General features: G+C 57.5%; 15 protein-coding genes, 1 tRNA gene and 1 riboswitch. Of the genes, 8 read left to right on the top strand and 8 right to left on the bottom strand.

Translation table 11 applies throughout. The features are described 5' to 3' along the window. The first annotated feature begins 69 nt into the window (after nt 1-69). From fdxA to RAN89_RS11645, 8 genes are all read left to right on the top strand, one after another. On the top strand, nt 70-399 hold the full coding sequence (gene fdxA / locus RAN89_RS11680; RefSeq protein ID WP_313866470.1) for a ferredoxin FdxA: 330 nt from the start codon (nt 70-72) through the stop codon (nt 397-399). 13 nt (nt 400-412) lie between these two features. Then, nucleotides 413-1486 (top strand): NAD(P)/FAD-dependent oxidoreductase, encoded by a 1074-nt coding sequence (locus RAN89_RS11675; RefSeq protein WP_313866469.1) that lies wholly within the window; start codon nt 413-415, stop codon nt 1484-1486. 68 nt (nt 1487-1554) lie between these two features. Next, nucleotides 1555-1630, top strand: a tRNA-Asn gene (locus RAN89_RS11670). Between the two features lie 78 nt (nt 1631-1708). Further along, a complete protein-coding gene (locus RAN89_RS11665; RefSeq protein ID WP_313866468.1) occupies nt 1709-1984 on the top strand; it encodes a DnaJ domain-containing protein in 276 nt (91 codons plus the stop codon). A 13-nt stretch (nt 1985-1997) separates the two neighbouring features. Continuing rightward, nucleotides 1998-2552 carry a hypothetical protein gene (locus tag RAN89_RS11660; protein WP_313866467.1) on the top strand — a complete coding sequence of 185 codons (555 nt, stop codon included), beginning with the start codon at nt 1998-2000 and terminating at the stop codon, nt 2550-2552. 32 nt (nt 2553-2584) lie between these two features. Continuing rightward, complete coding sequence (locus RAN89_RS11655) at nt 2585-3334, top strand: hypothetical protein (RefSeq protein ID WP_313866466.1); 750 nt, start codon at nt 2585-2587, stop codon at nt 3332-3334. Between the two features lie 16 nt (nt 3335-3350). Further along, nucleotides 3351-4568, top strand: a complete 1218-nt coding sequence (locus RAN89_RS11650) for a hypothetical protein (RefSeq protein ID WP_313866465.1) — start codon at nt 3351-3353, stop codon at nt 4566-4568. A gap of 96 nt (nt 4569-4664) precedes the next feature. Then, nucleotides 4665-4749: riboswitch (cyclic di-GMP riboswitch) on the top strand. A gap of 157 nt (nt 4750-4906) precedes the next feature. Beyond that, a complete protein-coding gene (locus RAN89_RS11645; RefSeq protein WP_313866464.1) occupies nt 4907-7012 on the top strand; it encodes a putative Ig domain-containing protein in 2106 nt (701 codons plus the stop codon). Between the two features lie 36 nt (nt 7013-7048). Here RAN89_RS11645 and RAN89_RS11640 read toward each other — a convergent pair whose 3' ends face one another. The 8 genes from RAN89_RS11640 to RAN89_RS11605 all read right to left on the bottom strand — a co-directional run bounded on the left by RAN89_RS11640 (nt 7049) and on the right by RAN89_RS11605 (nt 14940). Beyond that, the gene (locus tag RAN89_RS11640; RefSeq protein WP_313866463.1) at nt 7049-7393 is read right to left on the bottom strand and encodes an L-rhamnose mutarotase; all 345 of its coding nucleotides are present in this window, start codon (nt 7391-7393) and stop codon (nt 7049-7051) included. Further along, the gene (locus RAN89_RS11635; RefSeq protein ID WP_313866462.1) at nt 7390-8166 is read right to left on the bottom strand and encodes an L-fucose dehydrogenase; all 777 of its coding nucleotides are present in this window, start codon (nt 8164-8166) and stop codon (nt 7390-7392) included. Before RAN89_RS11635 ends, RAN89_RS11640 begins: the two co-directional genes overlap by 4 nt. Nucleotides 8167-8191: 25 nt before the next feature. Then, the gene (locus RAN89_RS11630) at nt 8192-9076 is read right to left on the bottom strand and encodes an L-fucono-1,5-lactonase (RefSeq protein WP_313866461.1); all 885 of its coding nucleotides are present in this window, start codon (nt 9074-9076) and stop codon (nt 8192-8194) included. Then, the gene (locus RAN89_RS11625; RefSeq protein ID WP_313866460.1) at nt 9073-10365 is read right to left on the bottom strand and encodes an L-fuconate dehydratase; all 1293 of its coding nucleotides are present in this window, start codon (nt 10363-10365) and stop codon (nt 9073-9075) included. The genes RAN89_RS11630 and RAN89_RS11625 overlap by 4 nt, the downstream gene beginning before the upstream one ends. A gap of 1 nt (nt 10366) precedes the next feature. Then, nucleotides 10367-11221: a fumarylacetoacetate hydrolase family protein gene (locus RAN89_RS11620; RefSeq protein ID WP_313866459.1), complete on the bottom strand. Its 855-nt coding sequence runs from the start codon at nt 11219-11221 to the stop codon at nt 10367-10369. A gap of 126 nt (nt 11222-11347) precedes the next feature. Further along, the gene (locus RAN89_RS11615) at nt 11348-12292 is read right to left on the bottom strand and encodes an ABC transporter substrate-binding protein (protein ID WP_313866458.1); all 945 of its coding nucleotides are present in this window, start codon (nt 12290-12292) and stop codon (nt 11348-11350) included. Nucleotides 12293-12382: 90 nt separating this feature from the next. Next, complete coding sequence (locus RAN89_RS11610; RefSeq protein WP_313866457.1) at nt 12383-13381, bottom strand: ABC transporter permease; 999 nt, start codon at nt 13379-13381, stop codon at nt 12383-12385. A gap of 47 nt (nt 13382-13428) precedes the next feature. Beyond that, nucleotides 13429-14940: a sugar ABC transporter ATP-binding protein gene (locus tag RAN89_RS11605; protein WP_313866456.1), complete on the bottom strand. Its 1512-nt coding sequence runs from the start codon at nt 14938-14940 to the stop codon at nt 13429-13431. Nucleotides 14941-14955: the final 15 nt, after the last annotated feature.

Raw genomic sequence — 14955 nt, 5'->3', positions numbered from 1 at the left:
GCAAAACCCAATAAAATCAAGGGCTTGGCATTTATCCGCCAGCCCTCTCATCTACTGCTCTCAAACAACATGACACACATCGTCACCGAAGCCTGTATCAAGTGCAAATACACCGACTGCGTGGACGTGTGCCCCGTGGATTGCTTCCGCGAAGGCCCCAATTTCCTGACGATCGACCCCGATGAGTGCATCGACTGCGCCGTCTGCATTCCTGAGTGCCCAGCCAACGCGATCTACGCTGAAGAAGACGCACCCAAGGACCAGCAGCACATGATTGCCCTGAACGCAGAACTCGCCCGCCTGCCCGGCTGGAAGAGCATCACCAAGCGCAAGGCCCCTCTGCCGGATGCCGACGACTGGAAAGACAAAACCGGCAAGCTGTCGCACTTGATCCGCTGATCACTGAGTCGGCATGGCTGCCCCTGTGATTGAAGCCGATGCCGTCGTCATCGGAGCAGGCCCGGTAGGCCTGTTCCAAGTGTTCCAACTGGGCCTGCACGAAGTGCAGGCCCATGTCATTGATGCCCTGCCCTACGCGGGCGGCCAATGTATGGAGCTCTATGCCGACAAGCCGATCTACGACATTCCTGGCACCCCGGTCACCACCGGCCGCGGCCTCACACAAAGTCTGCTCCAGCAGATAGCGCCCTTTCAGGCGCAGATGCATTTCTCCCAGTTGGTGGAGTCCGTCAACCGCCTCGACGATGGCCGCTTATGCCTCGTCACCGACGCCGGCACCACCTTCATCACCAAGGCCCTGATTGTTGCCGCTGGCGTGGGCGCATTTGTTCCGCGCAAACCGGCCATCCCCGCGCTGGAAGCCTTTGAGGGCCGGCAGGTGCACTACCTGCATGACCGAGCGTTAGCGGACGGTAGCTTTGCAGATAGCCATGTCGTCGTGTTGGGTGGTGATGAGTCCGCCGTCGTGGCGGCACTGGAGGCTGCACAGCCCTCAGGAAACGCGCGTGGCCCCGCCAGCGTGACCCTGATTCACCGACGCGATGTATTTGCCGGAGAACCCGACACTCTGCAATTGCTGGAATCAGCCCGCGCAGCAGGGAAAGTTCGGGTGCTCGCTGCCCAAGTCACGGGTTGTGTGACAGCGAGTGATCAGCTCAAAGCATTGCAGGTATTGACCGCCGAGGGAACAGAGACCTCTGTCACAGCCGACCATGTGTTGGTGCGTTTGGGCATGTCACCAAAGATGGGCCCTATTGCCGAATGGGGTTGGACCCTCGAACGCAAGCAGGTTCCGGTCAACACCGAGAACTTCCAAAGCGAGATTCCGGGAATTTTTGCAGTCGGGGACATAAATTTTTATCCCGGAAAGCGAAAATTGATTTTGAGCGGCTTTCATGAGGCTACACTAGCGGCCTTCGGCGCGATGGCCTTTATTTCTCCCGAGAAAAAAGTGCACTTGCAGTACACCACCACGAGCCCGCGTTTGCACCAGCTCCTAGGTGTTGGAACCCAAGAAAAAAGTTAGCGTCAGATTCAAAAATTTAGCGTGTTTCCAAAATCACCGAAAAAACACGCTATAATTTGAGGCTTCATTCCTCAATAGCTCAGTCGGTAGAGCGCCGGACTGTTAATCCGTAGGTCCCTGGTTCGAGCCCAGGTTGAGGAGCCAAAACAACCCGCAAGGGTATTTAAAAACCCCGCTGCGAATGCAGTGGGGTTTTTTCTTTTACGGCAGGATAGTTGCTGCATGAAAGACCATTACGCCAGTCTCGGATTGAACAGCGCGGCCACCTTGGCTGACATCAAAAAAGCCTTCCGCCAAAAGGCTGCGCAGTTTCACCCGGACCGCAATCCTGATCCGAACGCTGCGCTGTACTTCCGAGAAGTGCAGGAAGCCTACGATGTGCTGTCGGACACCGACAAGCGTCAGGCCTATGACGACAATCGCAGGCGTGGCCTGCTCGATAGTCCGATCGATACCGCCCGCGACATCTGGTCCACCTATTTCTCCCGCATTCTTTGAATTGGCAAACTGCATGAGCCTCTCCCCTTTCTTTCACCATCTGCGCAGCGCTTACCAAGCCGAGCTGGACGATCTGGCCTCGGATTCCGAAGGCACCAACGTTCTTGCCAAGAAACTCGCGGAACGTCGCAAAGAGCTCAGCTTCCTGATGAGCATGCTGGAACTGAGCCCTGAGATGGTGGCCGTGGTGTTCCACCAGGGCTTCCGCTTCAAGCGCACCACCGTGATGGAAGACTTAGTGCGCCAGGAGTCTGAAGACCTGCCGGAGTGGGATGCCGTATCGGATTCGGTGGACTTGATGCCTTGGGCTCAAAACCTCGCGCAACAGGTCTTGCAACAACCTGCTGGCCCCTGGTTCATGAGCGTGGCAGCAGCCTTGGAATACTTGCTGACCAAGCCGGACGCCCGATTCGCGCAATCGGATGGCGCCGATGACGAAGACGGCGACGACCGTGACGACATCGAACGCGACCCCGAAGGCATGGATGAAGACGAGCGCCAAAGCCGCGTGAGCGAGGAAGAAGGCGCTGCATGGATGGTTGAGCAAGGCTTCGACCACAAAGACTGATCCCCCACCTGTCACCCGGAGAGAACACCCCCATGAGCCAACTAGCCCTGATTGAAAAAACCCAGGCACTTATTGCTGCAGGCGATATCGTCGGTGCGGAATCGGTGTTGACCGAACTGGCCGACGCCGAGGGAGATGGTGCCTTGATGGTGGTCTTGGAGCAATTGCCGCCCAAAGACATTTTGGCTGTGATACGCGAGTACGACGACTCCAAAGCGTCCATCGTCAATTTGCTGATCACACCCCAGCAGTTCGCGCATGCAGTGGTCATCGAAAAGCAATACAAAGACCTGACTCGCACCCACCTGCGCGGCATGATGAATTCGGTAATCTTCCGGGAAGACGCAGACCCCATCGAGTTCTTGACCGCTATTGGCGACCTGGAAGGCGGAAGCGAGGCCTTGGCCGACTACTTCACTGAAAAGTGGAGCCGGGTAGAAGCCTTTGCCCGCAGCGGTACCTTCGACACGGTAGAAGACGATGGCGAGATCTTGTCGGAGCAAGCTTTGTACCAGTCCGCCTACGTACGCCCCAAGATGGATCTGGACGAAGTGGCCGACCAGGACTGGATGCAAATGGCGTGGTTGCTGCGCAATGAACTACCCGACTTGTTCATCGAAATGCTGCTCGTACTGCGCGCCAAGGCCCGGGCATTCGACTTGGGACTGGACGAAGAAGATGAGCCGGAAGAGGAGGACGACGGCAAAGTCGAGACTGGCGATACCGACCGCGGCAAGGCCACACCTGCCGCCCGGGAAGACGACGAAGAATCTGCCATCTAACCCTCACTTTCCCGCCATGTCAGCCGCACAGCAAGCTGTTTCGCTTTTTGACGATCGCCCATTTTTCGAAAAGGCACTGGCCCACGGTGTGCGCCACGGCCTGATCGGACAAGACAAACTCGATGCCATTTGTGCCGAAGCGCCCAAAGGCATGGTGCAGATCGCCCGCTATTTCGGTACCGAATTTTTGCGGCCTGAGCTGGAGCTGGCCAGAGACCGCATTGTCAATCTGGTGAGCCTGCACCTCGCACACGCCTCACAAGGCGACCTGCAAAAAGCGGCTGAACTCCTGCGCGATAACAGTTTCCTGTCCCGCTCCAAAGCGGGCTCAGACATGCTGAAAGCGCTGATCACCATGCCGCAGACCACGCACTTCGGCATGAACGAACGCAGCGGCTTTCGTGATGAACACATTCCCCTGCTGGCCAAATGGAGCCTGCGGCCGCTGGCCGACTACCAGGCAGAGCTGGCCAGCCGCAGCCATGCGACGGCCGTGGTCGAAGCCGCCATCTGGATCGCAGGCCGATTGGGAGTGGATGCAGACGAGCTAGAGGAAGCCGGTAAAGACGCTGAGGCCGTGATCCGGACTGCATTGCTTGCTATAGCCTGTAAACGCAGCACATTGCCGGACTGGGTTACCTTTGAAAAGATGATTCTTGCGCTGCGCAAGCGCTACCTTGCCAAACCCGGCAAGCTGCCCTTGACGCTGCCTGCAGACCTACCCTCCGAATGGCTTCCAGTGGTGGAGTCCGTGCGTGATTCAGTCTGGGAAGACTCCGCAAAATGGTTGGAGTCGGCCGTTCCTGCCCGCAAGCTGTTCGACCAGACGCCCGCATTCATGGGGCGGTACTTCTGGGTGGAAGACGCTATCAGCGAAGTGGAGCAATTCGATCGATCAGTCTCTAAAGCCTGGGCCAAGGCCACCGGTGGGAATGACGACGAGAGCTCACTACTCACCCTTTTCCTGTGCATGGCCGCAGGCAGTGCAGCGAAAACCGTATTGACCGAAAAAGCGGCCTCCACCTTAGTGAAGAAAATTCGCAAAACAGGGCTGCAAACCGCCCTTCCCCTGCAATTCATCCAGGACCATGCACCTGCAGAACATCTGGAAGACTATGCGAGCCTGTGGACCAACTTCATCGAAGAGGCGTCGAGCACTCTGACCAGCGACCACGATTACACCTTCAATGACGCGGTAGCCTTGTTGCGCCGTGAATGCAACATCCAAAGCTGATCGCGTCAAGGCGGAGTTGAGGGATAAACACCCGCCAATATTTGCCAACTCCGCAAAAAAAGTTAAAATTAACAAATCGAGTGCTGCCGACCTGGCAGTGCTTATGGGTAAACCCGTTGAAAGACGGGGACACAAAGCCACCGACCTACAGCAGCAATGCCATGGTAGCGGGGCCGCCGATGAGAACATGTGTACGCACGCATTCCATTGAACGTTGTGGCCCTCCCTTGTTTCCCGGAGCAGTTGCCATGACGAGATTCGAAATCCAACGCAATCATCAAAACCAAAGCGTCCATACCAAGTGGCCATTGGCTGCAGTTTGCCTTTCTGCAATTGCAATGCTCAGCGCCTGTGGGGGCGGCTCCAATCCGGCAGATCAGGTGGCGTCAGGCACCGTGACCATGCAAATGGACGTGCCAACCCTGCCCAGCGCTGTTGCAGAGCAGGTCGCAACGCCTTTTTCTCAATCGGAGCCCAGCCCGGACGCAGAGCCTGTTTTCACGCCTATGGCGGCTGGAACGAATACCGCAACCTACACACCTGCGCAGATACGGGCTGCTTACAGCCTTCCCGACCTGCCTGCGAGTGGCACGGCAGTCACAGCAGTCAAGGCTGCACAAATGGGTGCCGGACAGACCATCTACATCGTCAACGCATACCACAACCCTAATGCGATTGCCGAGCTAGCCGTGTTCAACCAAAAATTCGCGCTACCGACATGCGCTACCAAAATCATAGCACCCACCGCAGCATTACCGCTGGCTGCAGCATCAACTAATGCATGTGAATTCTCTGTGGTGTACAACACTGCCGCTGGAGGCATGACTGCGACAGCGCCTGCTTACAACTCCGGCTGGGCGACTGAAATTGCACTCGACGTGCAATGGGCGCATGCCACCGCTCCGCTCGCGCGCATTGTCTTGATCGAAGCGCCGGACGCCTCCCTCAACAGCTTGTTGGGCGCCATCAAGCTGGCCAACTCCATGGGACCCGGGATTGTTTCCATGAGTTTCGGCGCAGCAGAAGGCAGTTGGACAGCGTCGGTGGACTCGGTATTCACCGCACCCAAGATGACCTATCTCGCCGCAACGGGTGACTCCGGTATGGCTGTCTCCTGGCCTTCGGTGTCCCCGAACGTTTTGGCCGTAGGCGGGACGACATTGAACTACAACGGCACAGGCACACGGTCAGAAGTGAGCTGGTCCGGCACCGGAGGCGGCATCAGCGCCTATTCCGCGACGCCCAGCTACCAATCGAATGCCGTCCCGGGCATGGGCTTTACCAGCCGCCGCGTGGTAGCGGATGTGGCCTTCAACGCCGACCCGGCCACTGGCCAATACACCGCCGTGATGACACCCGGCAGCTCCACGGTGAACTGGATGAGCGTGGGGGGCACCAGCCTGTCGACCCCACAATGGGCCGGGCTGATTGCCATTGCCAACGCGAGCCGCGCGCAGGCTTCCAAAGCAGCGCTGGGCCTACCCCACTCTGCCCTCTACAGCCAACTGGCCACAGTACCCGGCACTTACGCGAGTACTTTCGCCGACATTACCCGGGGCAGCCATGGGACCTGCAGCACATGTGCATCGAAGGTGGGATACGACCAGCTTACCGGCCTCGGGACACCCAACGCCACCAGCTTGGTGAACAGCCTTACGGGGACCAACGCCAGCGCCGCGCCTGTCGTACCTTCGGCAGCCGTTAGCGGAACGGTAGGAACTGCGCTTTCTTTCACTGTATCGGTGAATGCATCCAACCCCGTAACCTGGACCCTGAGTGGCGGACCAGCGGGCATGACCATTAGCAATGCGGGTGTTATCACCTGGCCCACGCCATTGGTAGGCACCTACGGCCCGGTCATCACAGCGAAGGACACTGCGACTGGTTTGACCGGCCAAGGCACCTACAGCGTAACGATTGCAGCCGCCAAAGCGCCTACCCTGACAGCAACCAGCGTGATCGGGCGCCCCGGCGTTGCCCTCTCCTTTGCAGCGACTGCCGTGTCCAGCAATCCGGTGACCTACGCCATCAGTGGCAACCCTGCGGGTATGAGCATCAACACCGCAGGCTTGGTGACGTGGGCATCGCCCGCGCTGGGGACTTACTCCGTCACGGTATCAGCCAAAGACACCAAAACCGGACTGACCGGCACAGCCGTCTACTCCGTCAAAATAGCGAATGCAGGTCCGGTCATCACCTCAGCAGCCATCAATGGCACGGTGGGTAAGGCCCTTAGCAGCAGCATCAACATCAGTGACGCGACTGCAACATCCTTCCGGATCTCCATTTCAGGTGTTCCACTGGGCATGACTTTCTCTTTGAGTGGCATGAACGTCATCGCAAGTTGGACCAAGCCTGTTGCCGGGACCTACAGCCTTAAAGTAGTGGTCACCAACAACAACGGTTTGAGCACTCAGGCGACTATTCCTGTCACCATCAAATAAGGAATGCCGCTTTGCGGCTATCCAAGCGCGAAGTCGCTATCGAAGCTGAAAGATCCGGCGCATGGGTACCCACTTCTGGCCCTCCGGGGTCCAAGGGGTAGGCGCCTGGAATGTCCACATCAGCGTTTCCCACCTGACAATGGCTTCGTTGTTCAGCGAGGCATGCGCCATTCCAGCCTCTGAATACACATTGGGGTCAACTTCCATGACCATGAACATGCGTGTTCCGAGCCGGTAGATTTCCATACCCAGAACGCCTTGCGCCAACAAGTGCTCGCGTACTTCGGGCCAAATGGATTCATGGGCTTTTTCGTACGCCGCAATCTTGGCTTCATCGTCCACCAAGTCCAAAGCCAAGGCGTAGCGGGTGTTCACATTCATGACAATGCCCGGTCCAGGTGGGTATAGCCGCCATCCACAAACACCCATTGCCCGGTCGTGTGTGAGGATGCATCCGACAACAGGAACACGCACATGCGCGCCATCTCCTCTGAAGTGGTCATGCGTTGACCCAAAGGAATTTTTGCCGTGATACCGGCCAGCTTGTCTGCAGGATTCTCAAAACTGTTGATCCAACGTTCGTAGAGGGGAGTCATCACCTCCGCAGGGATCAACGCATTGACGCGTACCCCATCGTTCAACAAAGCTGCCGCCCACTCTCGCGTCAAGGACAGTTGCCCCCCCTTGGAAGCACAGTAACCGCTGGTATTGCCTTGCCCAGTCAAGGCTGTTTTGGATGACACATTCACGATGGCACCTTTGCTTGCCTTCAGGTGCGGAACACAGTAATGCGCCATCACGTAGTAGTGAATCAGATTCCGCTCGAGGGACGCAACGAATTCGTCACGACCGGCCTCCAGACCCACACTGTCATTGACGCCCGCGTTGTTGACCAAGCCATCCAGTCTTCCGAAGCGCTGCATGACCTGTTCTACGCCCCGGCCACAGGCAGCCTCATCGGATAACTCAAGCTGAAAAAACATGTAATCCGTCGCGCTTGCCTTGAGTTGCGCCTCGAACTCAGGAGAGAGTGCGCTTTTGCCGAACACGACTGGAATCGCGCCTTCATGCGCCAGCGTCAGGGATATGGCGGCACCGATTCCACTGCCTCCGCCGGTCACGATGAACACTTTGTCTTTCAGATGCAGGTCCATTTTCTTCCTTCAAATTCGAAGCTTTTCAGGCTTCCGAATGCACACTCAATCCGTAGCAGCGAATCGCATTACCTGACCAGAATGCCTCCTGCTCGGCCATGGTGAGCCGGGTTTTGGCCCACTTCTGCACCAAACCATGCACGACGTCATAAGGGGCAGCGAGTTGACACACCGGCCAGTCAGAACCGAACATCAAGCGATGGGGCCCGAAAACCTCCAGCGCATGGTCAAAACAGGTCCACATGATTTTGTTGTCGGTCTGGCTGATCCCGTTGCCGGACTTCCAATCTGTTTCCGTGACGAGCCCAGATAACTTGCAGACCACATGCGGCAGGGTGGCGAGACTCCGCATGCTGCTCAACCATCGCGAAGGGATTTCAGGGTTGGTCACCCAATCCCGGATTGCCGGTTTTCCAAGGTGGTCCAAGACCAACCAATGACCATCGTGCTTCGCGCAAAAGGATGCAACTCCAGGCATCTGATGATCGAACACCAGCAGGTCATAAACCAAGCCTGCCTGTTGCACTGCCCGCAACCCCTTCGAATTTGCCGGATTGTTGAGCCACGCATTGACGTCGGCCTCGTCCTGCAGGATGTGGCGGATGCCACGCATCGCAGGGTGCGCGGTCCAGCGCTGCAAATGCGCCTCAAGATCCGGCGCCGCCAGATCTGCCCAACCCACCACGCCTAAAACTTCAGGGTGGGTATCAGCGACCTTGAGCAAAAAGTCGGTTTCCTCCACCAGGATGCGTGCTTGCACTGCGACCACACCATCAACACCTGCGACGCGCATGGCACCCTCGCAATCAACAGGCATGCAGTCCCTCTGCAAATCCGGCATGGTGTCGGTGATCCACGGGAACTCCTCAGCCCGGTAACGCCAATAGTGCTGATGCGTGTCGATCTTCATGCTGTCGCCAGGCGGAGCTTGTGGGTGTAATGAAGGAGTGACTCCGCCTTCATCTCGATGGAAAAACCGGGCGCCTTGGGTGGCATGTAGGCTGCGTTTTCGATCACACAGGGTTCGAGGAAATGCTCGTGCAAGTGGTCCACAAACTCGATCACCCGCCCCTCGCGTGTGCCGGCAATGCAGAGGTAATCGATCATGGACAGGTGCTGTACATACTCACACAAGCCCACACCGCCTGCGTGCGGGCACACCGGCAAGTTGTATTTGGCCGCCATCAGCATGACCGCCAAAATTTCATTCACGCCACCCAGTCGGCAAGAATCAATTTGCACCACATCGATGGCACCTCGCATGATGAGCTGCTTGAAGATGATGCGGTTCTGGCACATCTCGCCGGTTGCCACCTTCACAGGGTGTACCCCTTCACGGATGACGCGGTGACCTTCAATGTCGTCCGGGCTCGTGGGCTCTTCAATGAACCATGGCTTGGCAAAGGCCAGCTCACGTACCCATTCCACCGCCTGATTCACCTCCCACACCTGGTTGGCGTCAATCATCAAATGCCGGTCGGGCCCCAGCACCTCGCGAGCGATGCGCAAACGACGGATATCGTCCGCCTTGTCGCGACCGACTTTGAGCTTGATATGGTTGAAACCAGCATCGGTAGCCTCTTTGCACAAGCGGCGCAGCTTGTCGTCGTCATAACCCAGCCAGCCTGCCGAAGTGGTGTAACAGGGGTAGCCCTCACGTCGCAATGTTTCCATGCGCTCTGCTTTCCCCACCGCACGCTCCCTCAACAAGGCCAGTGCCTCCTCTGGCGTAATGCAGTCGGTGATGTAGCGGAAGTCAATCAGCTTCACCAGTTCTTCAGGGCTCATGCGCGCCACCAGTTCCCACACCGGCACACCTTGGAGCTTGGCCCACAAGTCCCACACCGCATTCACGACTGCGCCAGTTGCCAGGTGAATGGCCCCTTTGTCCGGGCCGATCCAGCGCAGCTGGCTGTCTGAAGTGATGTGACGCCAGAAACGCCCCATATCAGCAGCTACCCAGTCCATGTCCAGACCGACCACCAGATGCCGCATGGCCTCGATCGCCGCACAGCAGATCTCATTGCCGCGCCCGATGGTGAACGTCAAGCCGTGACCCTCCACGCCAGGACGGTCGGTTTCAAGGACCACGTAGGCTGCGGAATAGTCCGGATCCGGGTTCATCGCATCCGAGCCATCCAAATGTTGGGACGTAGGAAAGCGCACGTCCACGACGCGCATGCCGGTGACTTGGGTCATATCAGGCCTGTTTGGTTATCTGTGTTTGGCTTCCCAGGCCTTCGATGCCCAGGTGAATGGTTTGACCTGCACGCAGGTAAACCGGAGGTTTCTGACCCATGCCGACGCCGGGTGGAGTACCTGTAGAAATCACGTCGCCGGGCTGCAAGCTCATGAATCGACTGAGGTACGAGATGAGGAACTTCACCCCGTACACCATGGTGGACGTGCTTCCGTTTTGATAGCGCTTGCCATCTACCTCCAGCCACATGGACAAAGCCTGTGGATCTGGCACTTCATCTGCGGTAACCAGCCAGGGGCCCGTCGGACCAAAGGTATCGCAACCCTTGCCCTTGTCCCAGGTGCCGCTGCGGTCGAGCTGGTATTCGCGTTCGGACACATCGTTCACTACGCAATAGCCAGCAACATGGGACATTGCATCGGATTCGTCAATGTAGCGGCCGCCTTTTCCAATGACCACGCCGAGCTCCACTTCCCAGTCGGTCTTGACCGAACCACGAGGAATTTCGACGTTGTCATCGGGACCCACAATGGCACTGGTCCATTTGTTGAAGACCACGGGCTCGGGTGGCACCTGCATGCCGCTCTCGGCCGCGTGGTCGGAGTAGTTCAGTCCAATGCAGATGAACTTACCCACGTTGCCCACACAGGCACCCAGGCGCAAGTCTTTCTGCGGAGTGCCGGCCACCAGGGGCAGGCTCTCAATATTCACGCCACGCAAACGCGCCAGGCTCTCAGGCAGGAGCGCGGCACCAGCCACATCAGCAATGTGCCCGGAGAGGTCGCGCACGCGGCCCTGGGCATCCAATACACCGGGCTTTTCCTGTCCTGGCAATCCGTAGCGTACTAGTTTCACAGTTCTTCCTTTTCAGTCAACAAAATTCAGGGCACCCGCGGAAGTGGCCCTGCCAGACCGCCGGGTACGCCCCTCTCTCGCAACCGGCAAGAGAGGGGGAGCGGCAAAGCCGCTCAGGGGGTGATTTCAGTCGTAAAGAACGGCCGCGATCTTGGCGTCCTTCATGTTGGTCTTGTCGTAATAATAGAAACCGGTGTCGATGATCTTGGGCAACTTCTCACCCTTGAGCGCCTTCACAGCTGCTTCCACCGTCTTGTAGCCGATGCCCACGGGGTTTTGGGTGATCGCACCGGCAATGGTGCCGTCGTTGATCATGTCCTTCTGGGCCTTGCCGGAATCAAAACCGATAATGACCACACCAGTTTTCTTGGCTTCCTTCAGGCCCTTGCCGGCGCCGATCGCGGAGCCTTCATTGGTGCCGAAGATACCCTTGAGCTTGGGATAGGCTTGGGTCAGGGTCTTGGCGATTTCAGCCGACTTCAAGTGGTCACCACCGCCGTACTGGATGTCCACCACCTTGATCTTGGGGTACTTGGCCTTGATCTGGTCCACGAAACCATCACGGCGACCTGTGCCGGTAGTGCTGGTCTGGTCGTGCCCGATCACGGCCACTTCACCTTCACCACCAATTTTTTCAGCCATCTTGTCGGCGGCCAACGCAGCTGCCGCTTTGCTATCGGTCTGTGCAGTGGTCAACACAATGTCACTGTCCACACCCGAGTCGAAAGCAATGACCGGAATCTTGGCGGCCTGGGCCTTTTTCAGCAGAGGAATGGCAGCCTTGCTATCCAACGCAGCAAAGCCGATAGCTTTGGGGTTCTTGGCCAACGCAGCAGAGAGCATGTCAATCTGCTTGTCCACTTGCTGTTCGGTTTCTGGACCCTCAAAGGTTACCTTGACTTTGTAGTCTTTGGCAGCCTGGTCAGCACCTTGCTTCACGGCTTGCCAGAACTGGTGCTGGAAGCCCTTGGAGATCAAGGGAATGTAGATTTCCTGTGCGGTAGCGAAGCTGGAAAAGCCAGCCAGTGCGAGGCCGGCGGTCAGTGCCAGCAATTGACGTTTTGCATTCATGGTTTGTCTCCTGATGGATAGGTTTATTGCTTTCAACGGAATCACGAAAAACTCAAACAGGGTGGTGGCGTAATCGGTGGCCTGGTCTCCTTACTTCTTGTTGCGGCGCAGGTTGTCGGTGTAGACCGCGAGAATGATGATGAGACCTGTCAACACCATCTGCCACTCCTGGGCGACCGACATGATGCGCAGACCATTGATAAGAACACTCATGATGAAGGCGCCGATGATGGTGCCCAGAATCGTGCCCACACCGCCGCTCAGCGACGTGCCGCCGATCACCACCGCGGCAATCGCGTCCAGCTCATACCCCTGCCCCAAAGCGGGCTGCGCAGAGTTCAGGCGCGATGCAATCAACAAGCCGGAAATGCCGCAGATGCCGCCAGCAAAGGTGTAGATGATGACTTTCCAGCGGTCCACATTCACCCCGGACAAGCGCACGGCCTCTTCATTGCTGCCCAGTGCAAAGGTGTAGCGCCCCAAGGCTGTTTTGTTCAGGACAATGGCACACACCACTGCCACGATGAACATGATCAGCACTCCGTTGGGGATGGGCAGTGAGGGAATCAATTCGCCGATCAGTGAGCCCAGCGCGATCTGGTCAAAGCCTGCGACATCGCTGAAATAGATGGGGCGTGTATTCGTGATGATGAGTGACACGCCTTTGAGCAGCATCATCATGCCCAAGGTCGCGATAAAGGGGGGCACTTTCAGTTTGGTGATAGCCAGTCCCGACAGGGCACCGCACAGGCATCCCATCCCAATCGCCAGCACGATGCCGAGCGGCATCGGCAGGCCCAGGTTCACCATAAACACCCCCGCCATCACGGCGCAGAAGGTCATCAGCACGCCAACCGACAGGTCTATCCCCGAGGTGATGATGATGAAGGTGCTGGCTATCGCCAGCACTCCGATCACGGTGGTCGACTGCAAAATGCCGATGATGTTGTCTTGCGTCATGAAGGCGTCGGGCTTGAGTACCGTGAACACCACGATCAGCGCAATCAGGCTGGCGAAGGCCAGCAGTTTCTGCTTGGCCTGCCCTCCCCCTGCGCGAACAGGTTCTGTAGAGTCTTTTTTGGCATTCATATAGCGGTTCTGTCCCATTCGAAATAAGTCTGATCCATGGTTGCCACTCAAGCCGCCATGGTTTCCCTGCGCGTGGCGAGTTCCATCAGGGTTTCCTGAGTGGCTTCATCGCCGCGCACCTCACCGGTAATCCGTCCTTCGCACATCACCAGGATGCGGTGGCTCAGTAGCAGCACCTCCGGCAGTTCACTGGAGATCACCACAATCGCCCGCCCTTGTGCGGCCAGGTCATTCAGCAATTTGTAAATTTCGCTTTTGGCACCCACATCGATACCGCGTGTGGGCTCATCAAAAATCAGCACTTCACAGTCCTGCACCAGCCACTTCGCGATCACCACTTTCTGCTGGTTACCGCCGGAGAGCAACCTGGACATCTGGTGAATGGAGGGAGTCTTGATGCGCAGCTTGTCCACCATCGTGCGGGAAACATCAGCGATGGCACTCTTGTTCAAGAAAACGCCCCAACGCAACCACCGTGACAGACTGGGCAGAGTAATGTTGGCCGCTACGTCCATGCCGGTAGCCAAACCGAAATGCTTGCGGTCCTCCGACAAGTAACCAATCCCTGCATTCACAGCATCTTGCGGAGAACGCAATGGCACCGGCTTGCCGGCGACACGCACTTCCCCCGAATCCACGGGGTCCGCACCGAATACGGCACGTGCAACTTCGGTACGACCCGCACCCATCAAACCGGCAAAGCCCAGAATCTCGCCACGGCGTACGCGAAAATTCACATCCCGGATGGCGCGACCGCGGTTGAGCCCCAGCACCTCCAACAGAACCTCATTGGCAGAGGTATCGGGTATGTGCTTGTCTGATTGCTCCAGCTGGCGCCCCACCATCATCGCAATCACTTGCGACATGGGTGTGTGTGCAGGTACGGTGTCGATGTAACTTCCGTCCCGCATCACGGTGATGCGGTCTGCAATGCGTTGAATCTCGTCCATCTTGTGCGAGATATAGACGATGCCAACACCTTCACTCTTGAGCTGCCGGATGATGCGAAACAGCTCTTCAATCTCTGCATTGTTCAAGGCTGCGGTCGGCTCATCCATGATGAGCACACGCGATTTGAAGGAGAGTGCTTTCGCAATTTCCACCATCTGCTGTTTGGCCACCGTGAGGTCTGCAATCCGGGTCGATGGCTCCATGCGCAGATTCAGGCGCGCAAACAATGCATGCGTATCCTCGTTGAGTTTGGCCTCGTCCAGCAACCAACCTCCCGCCTTGCGCGGCTCACGCCCGAGAAAGATGTTTTGTGCCGCTGTCAAATGCGGCATCAGATGCAGCTCCTGGTGAATGATGCCGATGGCCAGCGACTGCGCGTGGGCCGGACTGTGAATATCCACTGCCTTTCCATCCACCAGCACTTCGCCATCATCTTTCTGGTAAACGCCCGCCAGAATCTTCATAAGGGTCGATTTACCCGCACCGTTCTCGCCCATCAGGGCATGCACCTCACCGCCAAGCAAATCAAAGCGCACACGGTCTAGTGCCTTCACTCCAGGGAATGACTTGCTGAGTTGACGAACCTCGATCAGTGGAGCCGTCGACATGGTGGAGTTGCTCAT

Origin of the sequence: Rhodoferax mekongensis (assembly GCF_032191775.1) — a bacterium.
GTDB lineage: Bacteria > Pseudomonadota > Gammaproteobacteria > Burkholderiales > Burkholderiaceae_C > Allorhodoferax > Allorhodoferax mekongensis.
The sequence above is the reverse complement of the archived record's forward strand: the minus strand, read 5'-3'. Positions and strand labels throughout refer to the sequence as shown.